Annotated in this window: 12 protein-coding genes; 7 read left to right on the top strand and 5 right to left on the bottom strand. The window is 67.4% G+C overall.

Annotated elements, in window-relative coordinates; translation table 11 throughout:
- Positions 1 to 19: 19 nt before the first annotated feature.
- Together HH308_RS19650 and HH308_RS19645 are read left to right on the top strand one after the other, a co-directional pair.
- Positions 20 to 538: an SdpI family protein gene (locus tag HH308_RS19650; RefSeq protein WP_170195942.1), complete on the top strand. Its 519-nt coding sequence runs from the start codon at positions 20 to 22 to the stop codon at positions 536 to 538.
- A 3-nt stretch (positions 539 to 541) separates the two neighbouring features.
- Positions 542 to 1,552 (top strand): bile acid:sodium symporter family protein, encoded by a 1,011-nt coding sequence (locus HH308_RS19645; RefSeq protein WP_170195941.1) that lies wholly within the window; start codon positions 542 to 544, stop codon positions 1,550 to 1,552.
- A 5-nt stretch (positions 1,553 to 1,557) separates the two neighbouring features.
- Here HH308_RS19645 and HH308_RS19640 read toward each other — a convergent pair whose 3' ends face one another.
- Together HH308_RS19640 and HH308_RS19635 are read right to left on the bottom strand one after the other, a co-directional pair.
- Positions 1,558 to 3,606: a CocE/NonD family hydrolase gene (locus tag HH308_RS19640; RefSeq protein ID WP_170195940.1), complete on the bottom strand. Its 2,049-nt coding sequence runs from the start codon at positions 3,604 to 3,606 to the stop codon at positions 1,558 to 1,560.
- A gap of 115 nt (positions 3,607 to 3,721) precedes the next feature.
- Positions 3,722 to 4,294: a YqgE/AlgH family protein gene (locus tag HH308_RS19635; protein ID WP_312870730.1), complete on the bottom strand. Its 573-nt coding sequence runs from the start codon at positions 4,292 to 4,294 to the stop codon at positions 3,722 to 3,724.
- A gap of 69 nt (positions 4,295 to 4,363) precedes the next feature.
- Between HH308_RS19635 and HH308_RS19630 the strand changes: the two genes are divergently transcribed.
- Positions 4,364 to 5,695 (top strand): MFS transporter, encoded by a 1,332-nt coding sequence (locus HH308_RS19630; RefSeq protein WP_170195938.1) that lies wholly within the window; start codon positions 4,364 to 4,366, stop codon positions 5,693 to 5,695.
- 594 nt (positions 5,696 to 6,289) lie between these two features.
- Here the strand turns inward: HH308_RS19630 and HH308_RS19620 are convergent.
- Positions 6,290 to 6,961 (bottom strand): response regulator transcription factor, encoded by a 672-nt coding sequence (locus HH308_RS19620; protein WP_170195937.1) that lies wholly within the window; start codon positions 6,959 to 6,961, stop codon positions 6,290 to 6,292.
- A gap of 124 nt (positions 6,962 to 7,085) precedes the next feature.
- Between HH308_RS19620 and HH308_RS19615 the strand changes: the two genes are divergently transcribed.
- On the top strand, positions 7,086 to 8,042 hold the full coding sequence (locus HH308_RS19615; RefSeq protein WP_170195936.1) for an NADPH:quinone oxidoreductase family protein: 957 nt from the start codon (positions 7,086 to 7,088) through the stop codon (positions 8,040 to 8,042).
- A gap of 56 nt (positions 8,043 to 8,098) precedes the next feature.
- Positions 8,099 to 9,223, top strand: a complete 1,125-nt coding sequence (locus tag HH308_RS19610) for a sensor histidine kinase (RefSeq protein WP_170195935.1) — start codon at positions 8,099 to 8,101, stop codon at positions 9,221 to 9,223.
- Here the strand turns inward: HH308_RS19610 and HH308_RS19605 are convergent.
- On the bottom strand, positions 9,220 to 10,476 hold the full coding sequence (locus tag HH308_RS19605; protein WP_170195934.1) for an MFS transporter: 1,257 nt from the start codon (positions 10,474 to 10,476) through the stop codon (positions 9,220 to 9,222). The genes HH308_RS19610 and HH308_RS19605 overlap by 4 nt on opposite strands.
- Positions 10,477 to 10,562: 86 nt before the next feature.
- Here HH308_RS19605 and HH308_RS19600 point away from each other — a divergent pair, with 86 nt between their 5' ends.
- Positions 10,563 to 11,129, top strand: coding sequence for a TetR/AcrR family transcriptional regulator (locus HH308_RS19600; RefSeq protein WP_170195933.1), 567 nt, complete (start codon positions 10,563 to 10,565; stop codon positions 11,127 to 11,129).
- Between the two features lie 23 nt (positions 11,130 to 11,152).
- Here the strand turns inward: HH308_RS19600 and HH308_RS19595 are convergent, their stop codons facing one another.
- Positions 11,153 to 12,406, bottom strand: a complete 1,254-nt coding sequence (locus HH308_RS19595; RefSeq protein ID WP_170195932.1) for a PucR family transcriptional regulator — start codon at positions 12,404 to 12,406, stop codon at positions 11,153 to 11,155.
- 139 nt (positions 12,407 to 12,545) lie between these two features.
- On the opposite strand from HH308_RS19595, the gene HH308_RS19590 reads away from it, so the two are divergent.
- The gene (locus HH308_RS19590) at positions 12,546 to 14,024 is read left to right on the top strand and encodes a class I adenylate-forming enzyme family protein (protein WP_170195931.1); all 1,479 of its coding nucleotides are present in this window, start codon (positions 12,546 to 12,548) and stop codon (positions 14,022 to 14,024) included.
- Positions 14,025 to 14,026 lie beyond the last annotated feature (2 nt).

The following is a 14,026-nucleotide window of genomic DNA, read 5'->3' as shown; positions in this document are numbered from 1 at the left end:
GACGAAGTATGGTGGTCGGGTGAGTGTTGTGTCTGTTGTGGTCGCCATCATCGGTTTCGCTCTCGCGACGGTGTGGGGCGGCGTCGGCATAGCCGGCCTGGCCGGGCGGCTGCAGCGCAACAAGTGGCTCGGTGTGCGCAACGACGACACCATGCGCTCGGCGAAGGCGTTCACCGTGGCGAACAGGGCCGCCGGTCCCGGAATGGTGGCCGCCGCGGTGATGACCGCGGTCGGCGCCGGGCTGGGCCTCGCGATCGGCGGGCTCTGGGGCACCATCTTCGTAGTGGCGGCGATCGTCGTATCGATGCTGGTCATCGGCATCGTCAGTGGGATCGGGATCCGTGCGGCAGCGGTCGTTCCGCCCGAGGACGACGACACCGGCTGCGGCGTGGGATGCTGCTCGGGCGGGGATGAGGCGTCGTCGTGCGCTGACGACCACGCCGCGCAGGCCGACGACCCGGCGTCGGACTGCGGCCAGTCGTCGTGCGGCTCCTGCGCGCTGTCGGGGATGTGCACGAACGAAACAGCTCAGGCGTAGGGGATGCCTCTGCGGCTTCCCGGCGCCGGACTCCTCAAACGTTCGCCGATCGACGGCTTTGTGCTGTCGATCTTCACCGCGGTGCTCGTGGCCGCGGCGATCCCGGCGCGCGGTGTCTACGCCGACATTCTGAACTGGGTCGTGATCGCGGCGATCGCGCTGCTGTTCTTCCTCTACGGTGCGCGGCTGCATCCGCGTGAGGCACTCGCCGGCCTGACGCACTGGCGGCTGCACGTGACGATCCTCGCGTTCACCTTCGTCGCGTTTCCGCTGATCGGGCTGGCGCTGAAACCGGTGTTGACCCCGGTCATCGGCGCCGATCTCTACTCGGGCGTGCTGTTCCTCTGTCTGGTTCCGTCGACGGTCCAGTCGTCCATCGCGTTCACGTCGATCGCGAAAGGCAACGTCGCGGGCGCGATCGTGAGCGCATCGGCGTCGAATCTGCTCGGCGTCGTGCTGACTCCGCTCCTGGTCGTGTGGCTGATGAGCCCGTCGACGTCGGGGCTGCAGATCGATGCGTCGTCGATCGCGAAGATCGTCGCCGAGATCCTGGTTCCCTTCATCGTCGGCCAGTTGGCGCGGCCGTTCATCGGCGACTGGCTCAAGCGGCATGCCGAACCGACCAAACTGGTCGATCGCAGCTCGATCGTCCTGGTGGTCTACGCGGCGTTCAGTGAGGGCGTCGTCAACGGCATCTGGTCCAAGGTCGACGCCTGGCAGGTCATCGCGATGATCGTGCTGGCGCTGGTGTTGGTCGTCGTGATGCTCGGCGTGACCCGCTGGGTGCCGCAGCGGTTGGGCTTCGACCGCGGCGACGTGATCGCCATCCAGTTCTGCGGCACCAAGAAGTCACTGGCGACGGGCCTGCCGATGGCGACGGTGCTGTTCGCCGGCTCGACCGTCGGCCTGATCGTGTTGCCGCTGATGATCTTCCACCAGATTCAGCTGATCATCTGCGCGTGGCTCGCCGCGCGGTACGGTCGGGAAGCCGACGCGCTGACCGCGGGCGAGTAACCCAGCTACCGCAGCGCCTCCGACACCGGGATGTTCACGAAACTCGGCCGATTCGGATCGAGCTGAATGTGCTCCGGCTTGAGGCCGGTCTCATTCAGCAGGGGACGCAACGGAAGTCCGCGGGGGAAGTTCATCGCGTAGACGTCGATGCGCAGCCGGTGCCCGACCTTCAGCATCGCCTCGGTGGGCAGTAGGCCGATGTCGAGCGACACCGCGTGCCCGGGCGTGACTGGCTGCCGCGACGCCAACGTCAGCTTGTAGAACGGATCGATGACGTCACCGTTGCCGGCAAAAGTGCTCTGCGCCTTGTCGATTGCGCGAAGCGACGCCATCACCTGACCGGAACTGATGGGCCTCGACGATCCGTCCGGCGCGACGTCGGTGAGCATCGCCGTCCAGTATCCGTCGGTGGCGTCCATCACCGCGTTCAGATGCAGGTTCACATATCCCGACAGCGTGCGCGTCTTACCGACCGGCTGCGTCGTGAAGGTCAGCGCATTGTGTTCGGCCAGCCGATTGTCCTTGCCGCAGAACGAGAACACCGCCATGATGCCCGCCGTCTGCTGGGCCGAGTCACGCGAGCACACCGTCAGCACTCCGGGCGAAATGGTCAGTCGCCCATGGGTATTCGGCGCGCCGACGGTCAGACTTCCGTCCCGTACCGCATAGGGCGCGGTCCCCGACGGTCGGTCGGACAGATACAGCCGCTGACGGGTCATGCCCGCCCGCGGGAACTGCTTCGCGGTGATCCAGCGGTTACCCATCTGATAGAGCGTGGCCGGACCGTAGGTGTCGATGCCGTTGTCGATTCCCTTGAGCCACTTGTCATACCAGGCCTTGGCGAGGACGTCGAGCCGCGGTGGGTTGCCGTTTTCCCCGAAGTCCATGCCCGGTGTCATGTGGTAGGTCTCGCCCATGATGAGCTGCTTGCGTCCGGGTGGCAGCGGGATCTTGTTGTACATCCGCACTTCGGAATTGGTGAACAGGTCGAACCAGCCGCCGTAGATCATCGTCGGCGTCGTGATGCGTTCGGCGTGATCCTGCCAGCTGCGACGCTCCTGCGAATTGTTCACCAGCAGCCGCTTGAGCTCCGGCGGGATCGACCGGATATCCGGTGCGAACAGGGCCTGGAACAGTTGCGGGAAGAACACCAGCGGGTCGGAGATCCGGCTGGCCAACCACTTCCAGTCGAAGGTGCCGTTGAACATCGACTTCACGTCGGGCACCATCTTCAACCCGTTGACCGCCAGCAGCCAGTTCGGCAGGAAGCCGAAGCCGAGCGCGCCGCCGGGCGCGACGATGTCGCGGATGAGGTCGCCGCCCGGCTCCACCGGCATGATCGCCTTGAGCGCAGCCGGATTCTTGTTCGCGGCCTGGATCTGATTGATCGCCGAGTATGAGACCCCGCTCATCCCGACCTTGCCGTCCGACCACCGCTGCCGCGACGCCCAATCGATCACCTCGACGGTGTCCTGCTGCTCGCGCTGCTGAAAGACATTCCACACGCCCTGCGAGAAGCCGGTACCGCGCACGTCGACGACGACCTGCGTGTAGCCGCTGCGGACCAAGTCGAAATCGACCGAGAACGACCGGATGCCACCGCCCTTCGCGGCTTTGGCGAGTTCGGTGACGCCGTCGATCGGGGTGCCGCTGAGATTGATCATCGACGCGATCTGCATGACGAACGGTTCGAGCACCGGATTCTGCAGTGCCGCCGCGGTCACCGCGCTCACCAGCTTGGTGTACGGCGTCATGTTGACGATGACCGGGGTCTTGGTCGACGCCGGGCGTTGCGCGGCGTCGGCCGGGCGATAGACGTTGGCCTTGAGGATGGTTCCGTCACTCATCCGGATCGGCACGTCCCAGTCGGTGTGCACGCCCGCGTAGGTGTGCGGGCCGTCGTGGTTGCGCGTCCAGGCCGCACCCGCCGCGCCGCCGCTCGGACCCACCGCGGTGGCCGCGCCCGCGGTCCCGGGCGCTACGAGCAGCAACGCCGACGTCGCGACGACGCCCGCCGTCGACCCGGCCTTCGACAACAACCTCGGAATCCGCATTCCATCCCCGTTCCACCGAGCTCGCGAGCTGAGTGCAGCCTGAGCGCGAGCTGAGAGTTGTGAGCTGCGCAACAGCCTAACCCTGGGCGGGAGCGGATGTTACCGGCGGGTCGGATCAGTTCTGCATCACGTCTTGCGGGAACGTCGACAGCAGCGGCAGCGGCCACGGCTGTCGGCGCAGGACCGACGACCACACATCGACGGTCGCCGGTGCGGTGATGTCGCGGGGCAGCCCGGAGGCCAGCAGCCAACTGTCTTGACCGAGCTCGCCGTCGAGCTGACCGCTACTCCAGCCCGCGTATCCGGCGAACAGCCGGACCGCCTCGATCGCTTCGACGAGCTGCTCGGGATCGGCGTCGAGGTCGACGAGTACCACGCGCCCGTCCACGTGTCGGATACCTTCGATCGGCGCGGGATCGACGCCGGGCTTGAGCACGCCGAGGCACAGCGCGGAGTCCTGTTTGACCGGCCCGCCGATGAACAGGGCGCGCGGGCTGGCCGCGAGATCGGTCCATCGCGGCAGCAGATTGTGCACCGCGGTCTGGCTCATCTGGTTGAGGATCACGCCGAGGCTGCCGTCCTCGTTGTGCTCGATCATGTAAATCACCGAGCGCGTAAAGATGGACTCGGTCAGCGTCGTCGACGCGATCAGCAATGTCCCTGCTCGCACTCGAGGTTGCGATGCCACGAATTCATCACCGCCGTTCACGGGTCAATCATGGCACGCGCACGGCATCGAGGTCGGTAGTCTTGAACAGTGTCATCTCGATCCCCGAAGCAGCAGTCGACGACGGGGATCTTTCTATCGCAATTGACTCACTCGCCCGGGCTGGGCCGGTTGCTCGCGGTGCGTCTGACGAGTCAGATCACCGACGGCGTGTTTCAGGCCGCGCTGTTCACCGCGATCCTGTTCAACCCCGAACGACATGCCGATCCGCTCGCCGTCGCGGGCGGCTTCGCGGTGTTGCTGCTGCCGTACTCGATCCTGGGGCCGTTCGCCGGAGCGCTCCTCGACCACTGGGACCGACGATCGGTTCTGGTGTACGCGAACATCATTCGGGCGGTGCTGATCGGCGTCGTCGCGGTGACGGTGGCGTCGGGTGCACCGCAGACCGCTGTGCTCGTCGGCGCCCTGGTGGTCACGGGTGCGAGTCGGTTCGTGAATTCCGGCTTGTCGGCCAGCCTTCCGCATGTGGTCACCAAAGACGTCTTGGTGGCGATGAACTCGCTGTTCACGACACTCGGCGCAGGCATGCTGGCAGTCGGAGCCGGCATCGCCGTCGGGTTGCGCGCGCTGTTCGGAGACAACAACTCGGGTAGCGCCGAGACGACGCTGGCCGGAGTCGTCTTCGCGTTGATCGCCGCGTGGCTGGCGCATCGATTCCCGCGAAAGGCCCTCGGCCCCGACATCCCCGACGACGCCGGGCACTCGGCGACCCACGCGGTGTCGGTCGGTCTGCTGCACGGCGTGCGGGCCGTCGCGGCGAGTCGGTCGGTGGCCGCCGCGCTGTCGGCGATCGGCGCGCACCGGCTGGTGTTCGGCATGAACACGCTGATGCTGTTGGTGCTGATCAAGCACCGCGAGCTCGGTGGGGGCTTCGGCGACATCGCCATGATCGCCACCTGCACGGCGATCGGTGCGTTCATCGCCGCCGTGACGACACCGCTGTCGGTAGCGAACATCGGCAGGCGCAACACGATTCTGGCGGCGATGGTGGTGGGCTTGGTCGCGCAGCTCGCGCTCCTCGGACTGCAGCCCGTCGCGGTCGCCGTCGCCGCGACCGTGTTGGGCCTGGTCGGCCAGACCGTCAAACTGTGCGGCGACGTCGCGATGCAGCTCGACATCACCGACACCGTGCGCGGACAGGTGTTCTCCGTCCAAGACGCGGTCTTCAACATCGCCTACGTCCTCGCGATCTCGATCGCCGCGTTCACCATCCCCGCCGACGGCCGATCGTCGTGGTTGATCATCTCGGGAGCGGCGCTCTACGCGGTGGGCGGGGCGGTGATGTGTGTGTTCTATCGGGGCGTGAAGCATCGCTCGGCCGGTCAGCCCGCGGTCGCCGCGGGTCCCGGCGTCGCGCCGTAGCCGACTGCGCGGTACGTAGCCTCACCCGCCCGCCCGGCTTGTACACCGACAGCACCACCGCGGTGATCAGGGCGATCCCCGACACGATGGGCGGCGCGAGCAGATCCGGCAATGTCACCCCGGCACGTACCTGATCCGCCGACCGCGCGGCGTCGGGGACGTCGAGGGTCAGCGCGGTCGGCAACAGCAGGACACCGACCAGTACGGTGAGCACGACGCCGATGAACAGTTTCCAGGCGACCCAGGTGTACTTCAGCAGGCCCCATTTGGTGCCCAGACCGAGCAGCACACCGCTGGTCACCATCATCAGCGCCAGTGCGGGAACGGTCGCGGGAATCACCACCGCCACTGCTCGGACACCCGCCGCGGCGACTGCGCCGTCGGACGTGGTGATCGTCATCGAGAGCAGTGCGAGCAGTGCGAGGTCGACGCCGATCCAGGCCACCGACGCGACGACGTGTACCACCAGCACGCCGTTGCGCAGCCGTTTGCGTCGTTGCAGGAATGTGTTGTCCATGCCGTTGAGGGTCTCGTTCTCCGCAGCGCTCGGCGTCGGACGGATGTGGAGATCGGCATACGTCAGATGTTGAGGCCTCAGACCGGTGGAGACGCCAGCCCCACTTGATAGGCGAGGACCACCAACTGAGCGCGATCACGTGCCGCGAGTTTGGACATGGCCCGGCTCACATGGGTGCGTACCGTCGCGTTGCTGACCACCCAGCGCTGCGCGATCTCCTCATTGGACAGCCCGACCGCCACCAGGCGCACGACGTCGGTCTCGCGTTCGGTCAGAAAGTCGACGGCGCCGACCGGGACGTCGAGCGCGGTCGCCGGCTGGTTGCGCCGGGTGAACCGGCTGATCAGACGTCGGGTCACGCCGGGTGACAGCAGCGCCTCACCGGCCGCGATCACCCGCACGGCACGGAGCAGCTCGGCGGGTTCGGTGTGCTTCACGACGAATCCACTGGCACCCGCCGCGAGTGCGTCGAACACGTATTCGTCGAGTTCGAAGGTGGTGAGGATGAGTACCCGCACCGACGACAGCGCCGGGTCGGCGGTGATCCGGCGCGTCGCCTCGAGACCGTCGAGGCCCGGCATGCGGATGTCCATCACCACGACGTCGGGGACCGTCCGAGTCACCAGACTCACCGCGTCATCACCGCGACCGGCCTCGCCGACCACCTCGATGTCGTCCTCGGCGTCGAGCAGCGCCCGGAAACCCGAGCGCACCAGCGGCTGGTCGTCGGCGAGGGCTACGGTGATCATCGGGTTCGACTTTCGCACAGTGTTCGGCCATCGGCCACTGCCGTCGGGATCTGCCCAACTCTCGAATCCGGATTCAAGTTCAGCTAGGCTCAGGATGATCCCCGACGCCCGAAACGGAGTACCCATGCGCGCCATCCACATCAGCAGCCTCGACGGCCCGACGGCAATCGAACTCGTCGACGTCCCCGCACCGTCGAATCCCGATCTCGTCACCATCGACGTCAAGGCGGCCGGGGTGTCGTTTCCCGAGCTGCTGCAGACGCGCGGGCTCTACCAGATCAAGCCCGAACTCCCGTTCATTCCGGGTTCCGAGGTCTCCGGTGTCGTGACCTACGCGCCCGACGGTGCGGCTGTCGCCGTCGGTGATCGCGTCGCGGCGCTGCCCCTGCAGGGCGGATTCGCTGAGACCGTCGTCGCCGCCCCCGACCTCACCTTCAAACTCCCCGACAATGTCTCCTTCGAAGAGGGGACGTCGTATATCTTCAATTACGGCACTTCGTATTTCGCGCTGATCGAACGCGGTCACCTGGCGCCGGGCGAGACCGTCCTGATTCACGGTGCCGCGGGCGGCATCGGCACCAGCGCCACCCAGGTAGCCAAAGCGTTCGGCGCCGGCCGCGTGATCGCGGTGGTGTCCACCGACGAGAAGGGGGCGATCGCACTGGCCGCCGGGGCCGACGAGTTCGTGCTGGCCGACGGGTTCCGCGAGGCCGTGGGCAATGCTTCGGTAGACATCGTCGTCGACCCGGTGGGCGGCGACCGGTTCACCGATTCGCTGCGCACCCTGCGTGAACACGGCCGGCTGCTGGTCATCGGGTTCACCGCGGGCGACATTCCCACCGTCAAGGTGAACCGCCTTCTGCTGAACAACGTCTCGGTCACCGGCGTCGGCTGGGGTGCCTATGCGCTGTCGCGGCCGGGGCACATCGCGAAGGAGTGGGCGGCGATGGAGGAGCACCTGAGCAGCGGCGCGCTCAAGCCGATCGTCGGCCCGACGTTCCCGTTGGAGAAGGCCACCGAGGCGCTGCAGTCTCTGGAAGGCCGATCGGCGACCGGCAAAGTGGTGCTGACGTTCGACTGACTTCTCAACATCGGTATGACGCGCGGTGAGTACGCCGCGGCCTAGTGTCGACGGGTATGTCCACCCCCTCGACTACCGCGCCCGTCGCACGTTGGTACGACTTCGCGGTGGTCGCGCTGATCATCGCGCCCATCGCGATCCGTACGCCGGTCATGTTCGACGACGCCGGACGAGCCTGGGCCGCAACGATTCTCGGCGTCGTCGGGGCGGCGGCCCTGCTCTGCGTCCGACGCCGCCCGTGGGTGACGGTGGTCGTCGTCGCGGCAACGCTGTTCGCCTATCTGGCCGCGGGATTTCCCGGCGGCCCGGCGTTGCTGCCGGGTCCGATCGCCGCTGTCGCACTCGGGCTGCTCGCCCCGCGCACCGTAGCGCTGTGCGGGGCGGTTGCGTTGTCGGTCGCCGTGGTCGCGGGGCAATGGATCGGTTCGGGACTGCCGGGCACCATCGCGATAGCCGGTCCCGCTTGGGCTTTCGCGTTCACCCTCGGCGGGAACCTGCTGGCACAACGCAATGAGCGCCGCGCCGCCGCGCACGAGCGGACCACGATGCTCGAACGGCAACGGGTGACCGAGCAACGACTGGCCATCGCCCGCGATCTGCACGACTCCGTCGCGCACGCGCTGGTCACCATCAACGTGCAATCCGGCGTCGCGGCAGCCCTCGTCGACCGCAAGCCCGCGCAAGCGGCCGTGGCCCTCGATGCGATCCGGCAGGCCAGCGCCGAGGTTCTCGACGAGATGTCGGCGATTCTGGCCGCTCTTCGGGAACCCGGCGAGGGTGTGAATCTCAGTCCGGCACAACGACTTTCCGACGTCGACTCGCTCATCGACCGATTTCGTGCGGACGGCCTCGACGTCGCGGTGCGCATCGACGGTGATCCGCCGGCAGCGTTGCCCGCGATCAGCTCGGCGTCGTATCGCGTTGTCCAGGAAGGGCTGAGCAACGTCGTGCGCCATGGCGGCGAGCGCGTACGGGTTAGTGTGCGGATCGTCGTCGCGGGGCCGCGAACGGTGACCGTCAGCGTCGTCGACGACGGTGGCCGGTCACCCCGGCCCGCCGCTCTCGGCACCGGGCTGGGGCTGATCGGGATGCGTGAGCGAGTGAGCGCGACCGGGGGAACGCTCGACGCCGGGCCGCACGACGGCGGGTTTCGCGTTGTGGCGCAGTGGAATCCGGACTAGACCGCGGCTTCGTCGGGTAGCGGGCACATCCGCGGCGGTGTCGCCACCGCCCGACGCTGCCGGAGCGCGACGACCAGGGCGATGACGCCGGCGAGAGCCACCAGCACGATGACGTACACCGAGTAGCCGATATAGGTCGTGCGCAAACCGAAGTGGCCGGCCGCGGCTCCAGCGATCACCGCCGGGACCGAGAATCCCAGGTAGCTGCCGACGAACACCGCCGCGAACACCCGCCCGCGTTCGGCCGGCGGAGTGACCGCACCGAGCAGCGCGACGACCGCGACGAACGCTGTGCCGAAGCCGATTCCGGCGATTCCCGATCCGATGAGGTAGACCGGCGTCGACGCCGTCAGTGCGCCGGCCAAGGTCACCAGCACGCCGACGAACAGGGCGCCCAGGCCGATGGCGCGCTTCGATTCGGGGTCGATCGAGGTGAAGACCACCGCGGCGATGGCCGCGACGACGAAGAAGACCGCCAGCGCGGCCCCCGCGGCCGCGTGGTTGGTGATGCCCAGAATGCGCGCCACCACCGAGGACCCCAGCGACAGTTGCAGACCGCCGAGCGACCACGTCGCGAGCATCACCGGGACGCCGGCGACGAACACCGGGGTGACCGCCGAGGGCACCGACGCCCTCGGCGCGATGGTCGCGAGGAGGTGGCGACGATCGTCGAAACCGACGCGGGGTGACGTCTCGGGCAGCCAGAACACCACGGCGAGTGCACCGAGCAGCCCGACTCCGGTGAGGGCGTACACGGCGACGCGCGGGTCGGGGACGTATTCGACGAACACGCCGGACACGATGACCCCGAGTGCGAGTCCGACGCCGGGTGCCGCGCCGTTGGCCATCGCGCCGGTCTGTTCGTCGGGCTGCAGGTCGAGCATGGTGGCGCTCAACGCGCCGAGGATCGCACCGGTCGCGATGCCCTGCAGCACTCGGGCAGCCATCAGCGTGCCGACACCGTCGGCGAGCGCAAACGCAACCATGGCGACGATCAGCATCGCGATGCCGGAGAGGAGGACGGGGCGGCGACCGATGTGGTCGGAGATCGATCCCACCGTCAGCAACATGGCCAACAGGGCGATCACGTAGACCGCGAAGACGATCGTCAGCGTGAAGGACGAGAATCCCCAAAGTTGTTGGTAGAGAGGGTAAATGGGGGACGGTGCCGCCGACGCGAAGAGCACGAGGGCAGTGACCGCCGAGACGCACCAGAACGGGAGCGTGCCACGCGGTGAACGACTGGTTTCCATCGATTCTCCTCTAAAGCAGTAATCGTTGCATTAGAAGCGTAAGCCAATCGCTGCACAAAAGCCAACTACTTTGCAATAATGGTCTCATGACTACGACGACAGCACCACGCAAGCGCCCCGGCGGCCGCAGTGCTCGCGTCCGCGACACCGTCTACCGAGCGGTCGGCACCCTGGTGAGCGAGGGGCACCGCGAGACCATGACGATCCCGCAGGTCGCCGAGGCGGCGGGCGTCAACGCGACCAGTATCTATCGGCGCTGGGGCACTATCGACGTACTGCTCGAGGAGGTCGCCGTCGCCGCGCTGACCCGCGACGAACCCCTCCCCGACACCGGGACCCTCGTCGGAGATCTCTCCGAATGGGCGGCCATCATCGCCGCCGACATCACCCAGCCGCACCGGCGGTCGTACCTGCGCGCGATGGTCGCCGCCCGCGACGGCATCGTCGAAGGGTGTCCGTGCTGGGCCATCCGGACCACCCAGGCCGCGGAGATGATCGATCGAGCCGAGCAGCGCGGTGAAGCGACGCCGCAGGTCCGCCAAGTCCTCGACCACGTGATCGCCCCGCTCTACCACCACGCGGTGTTCGGGCTGCCGATCGACGAGGCGTACGCGCGATTGCTCGTCAGCGACGTTCTGACGATGGGTAGGTAAGCGGCACTGTCCCGGTGCGTTCGCTACCGCAGTACCGCCGACCCCAGGAATCGGGTGGCGATCAAGGCCAACTGCGCGTCGAGGCGATCGACGTCGGCGGGTCGGCCACGCAATTCGGCGGCCTTGGTGATCCGATACTTCACCGTGTTCTTGTGGACGTGCAGGCGGGCCGCAGCCGCCAGGTGACTGCCGTTCTCCTCGTAGTAGACCGCAAGGGTATCGCGTAGAACCGCCGTCGCCGGGTCGTCGACCGCGAGGTCGCCGAGGGTGCTGACGACCAGTCTGCGGGCCTCGTCGAGATCGGCGGCCAGCAGTGCGGCGGTGCGGACGCCGGTGTCGGCGTACGAGGTCAGCCGCGGTTTCGGCTCGCCGGTCGAGGCCACCCGCGCGGCTCGGACCGCGTCGCGATGGGAATCGCGGAACCCCGCCGGTCCGGACGCCGGCACACCGAGTGCCACATGGATTCCCTCCGCGAGCTCGGCCAGGGCGTCGTCGAACCGGCCGAACGCGATCGTCGTGTCGCTCGGCACCGGGAGCCACGCCCATAACGTCGAGGTGTCACGCAACCACACGAGTGGCTCGTCGATGGCGTTGGCGGTGTCGGCCAACGTCGCGACCACCGCCTCCAGTTCGGCCAGTCGGGAGGACTCGGCCCTGGTTTCGTCGGTCCAGGCGACCAGTCCGAGATGTCGGCGCCGTAGGCGGTAGCCGATGGTCGCCTCGGCCATGGCGAGGTCGGGCGCGTGGGCGCCGAGCAGGCGCTCGAGAACCGCGGCCCGCTCGGTGCGCCGGTGCGACAGCCAGACTTCGCGCTCCGCCTGATAGACGTCGATCACACTCTCGCTGATCCGGTCGATGTAGCCGAAGTTCAGCTCGATCAGCAGATGGGTGGCTGCGGTGAGCAGCGCGGGCCGCGTCGTCTGCCGGGCCAACGCGTCGATCGTGCGATCGATGAACATCTGCTGACCCAACCGATAGGCCCGGGTCAGGGCGGTCACCGACGCGCCGCGCTGGGCGAGTGCCCGCGCGTACTCCCGCGCGCCGTCGGGGATGACGACGTCGGCGAGCCCGATGTCGCCGCGGAGCAGGATCGTTCCGGTGTGCACGTTGCTGCGCACGCTCGACCGTAACGAAGCGACCATCTCGGCGTCGCCGGGCAGCGCGGGGATCTCGTCCAACAGCAGCTCCGTCATCTCGATGACGATGCGGTCGATGGGTTCCACCAGCGCGCCGGCGGCTGCGGCGAGCACGGCTCGCACGGCGTCGGACTGTTCCATCAGCACAACCTACCGAATGCCAGGCGACCCGTATCGCAGTTATCGGCAGCGTCGGGCCGACGAGGATTGGTCCGCGGAGACAGTGATCTTCTTCATGCTCGCCAATAGCGTTGACGCAGATCACAGCGAAGGAGAAGCAATGCCGACACTCGACTACCTCCCGTGGCTCCAGCCGGACGACTACGCCGCCCGACCGTGGGTCCGCGACGGTGCGCAGGAGTTGACCTACGCGCAGTTCGCCGACCGGGTGGAGGCGGTCGCCGAGCAGTTCGCCGAGGAAGGCGTGCGGTCCGGCGACGTCGTGGGAATCATGATGCGCAACCGCGTCGAGCTGTTGATCGCGATTGTGGCGGCATGGCGGCTGCGGGCCGCCGCGACGCCGCTCAACCCGGCGTTCACCGCGAACGAAGCGGGCTATCAGCTCGACGACGCCGCTGCCGCTGTCGTCGTGGTCGACGGCATCTCCCTCGACGGCCGTCGAACCATCGACGTCGCCGATCTGCGACGCGAACCGGCCCGCACGCTGCCCGCACCGACGACCGGCGCCGACGACCTCGCGATGCTCATCTACACCAGCGGGTCCACCGGACGCCCCAAGGGCGTCATGCTGGAGCACCGCAACATCGAATCGCTGACCGGTTCGTTGATCGAGCTGAACGAACTCGGCGTCGACGACCACTGCCTGCTGTTCCTGCCGCTCTTCCATGCGAACGCACTGTTCGTCAGCTTCCTCATGCCCTACCGGTCGGGTGCTCAGCTGTCGATTCTGCCCAAGTTCACCGTCGACGGATTCGTCGACGCCGTGGCGCGATGGCGCCCGACGTTCTTCTCCGGGGTGCCGGCGATCTACGCGATGCTGGTGGCACATGCCGCCGACGCCGACCTCAGCTCGGTGAAATACGCCTACTGCGGCGCCGCGCCGGCGTCGCAAGAGCTACTGGTCGCCGCCGAGACGACACTCGGCTTCCCCCTGTTGGAGGGCTACGGACTCACCGAGTGCACCTGCGTCGCCACCACCAACCCCATGAACGGTCAGCGCAAGGTCGGAACGGTCGGGCCGGCGATACCCGGGACGCGCGTTGAGGTGGTCGACCCCGACGGCGCGATCCTGCCCCACGGCGAACGCGGCGAGGTGGTCATCAAGGGCGGCAACGTGATGGCCGGCTACCTGGGCCGACCCGAGGCCACCGCCGACACCGTCCGCGACGGCTGGCTGCACACCGGTGACATCGGCATCCTCGACGCCGACGGTTACCTGCGCATCGTCGACCGAATCAAAGACATGATCATCCGGGGCGGCGAGAACATCTATCCCAAAGAGATCGAGAACGTGCTGGCCGGTTGTGCCGGCGTATTGGAAGTCGCCGTAGTCGGGGCACCCGACGCCGTACTCGGCGAGGTGCCGGTGGCTTTCGTCGCGCCCTATCCCGGCGTCGAGATCGACGTCGAAGAATTGCGCGCCACCTGCTACGACCACCTTGCGAAGTTCAAGGTTCCGGTGGCCTTCCACGTTCTCGACGTCATTCCGAAGAATCCGGTCGGCAAGATCGACAAACCGACCCTGCGCACTCGACAAGAACTCACCGGCACGCTCGCCGGCACCCAGAAAGGATCCTGATC

The organism is Gordonia asplenii (assembly GCF_012933505.1).
Lineage (GTDB): Bacteria > Actinomycetota > Actinomycetes > Mycobacteriales > Mycobacteriaceae > Gordonia > Gordonia asplenii.
The sequence above is the reverse complement of the archived record's forward strand: the minus strand, read 5'-3'. Positions and strand labels throughout refer to the sequence as shown.

Bases quoted from the DNA above. Each gene is read 5' to 3' on its own strand.
- HH308_RS19645 (WP_170195941.1), top strand. From the start codon at position 542: ATGCCTCTGCGGCTTCCCGGCGCCGGACTCCTCAAACGTTCGCCGATC.
- HH308_RS19640 (WP_170195940.1), bottom strand. From the start codon at position 3,606: ATGCGGATTCCGAGGTTGTTGTCGAAGGCCGGGTCGACGGCGGGCGTC.
- HH308_RS19620 (WP_170195937.1), bottom strand. From the start codon at position 6,961: ATGATCACCGTAGCCCTCGCCGACGACCAGCCGCTGGTGCGCTCGGGT.
- HH308_RS19615 (WP_170195936.1), top strand. From the start codon at position 7,086: ATGCGCGCCATCCACATCAGCAGCCTCGACGGCCCGACGGCAATCGAA.
- HH308_RS19610 (WP_170195935.1), top strand. From the start codon at position 8,099: ATGTCCACCCCCTCGACTACCGCGCCCGTCGCACGTTGGTACGACTTC.
- HH308_RS19605 (WP_170195934.1), bottom strand. From the start codon at position 10,476: ATGGAAACCAGTCGTTCACCGCGTGGCACGCTCCCGTTCTGGTGCGTC.
- HH308_RS19600 (WP_170195933.1), top strand. From the start codon at position 10,563: ATGACTACGACGACAGCACCACGCAAGCGCCCCGGCGGCCGCAGTGCT.
- HH308_RS19595 (WP_170195932.1), bottom strand. From the start codon at position 12,406: ATGGAACAGTCCGACGCCGTGCGAGCCGTGCTCGCCGCAGCCGCCGGC.
- HH308_RS19590 (WP_170195931.1), top strand. From the start codon at position 12,546: ATGCCGACACTCGACTACCTCCCGTGGCTCCAGCCGGACGACTACGCC.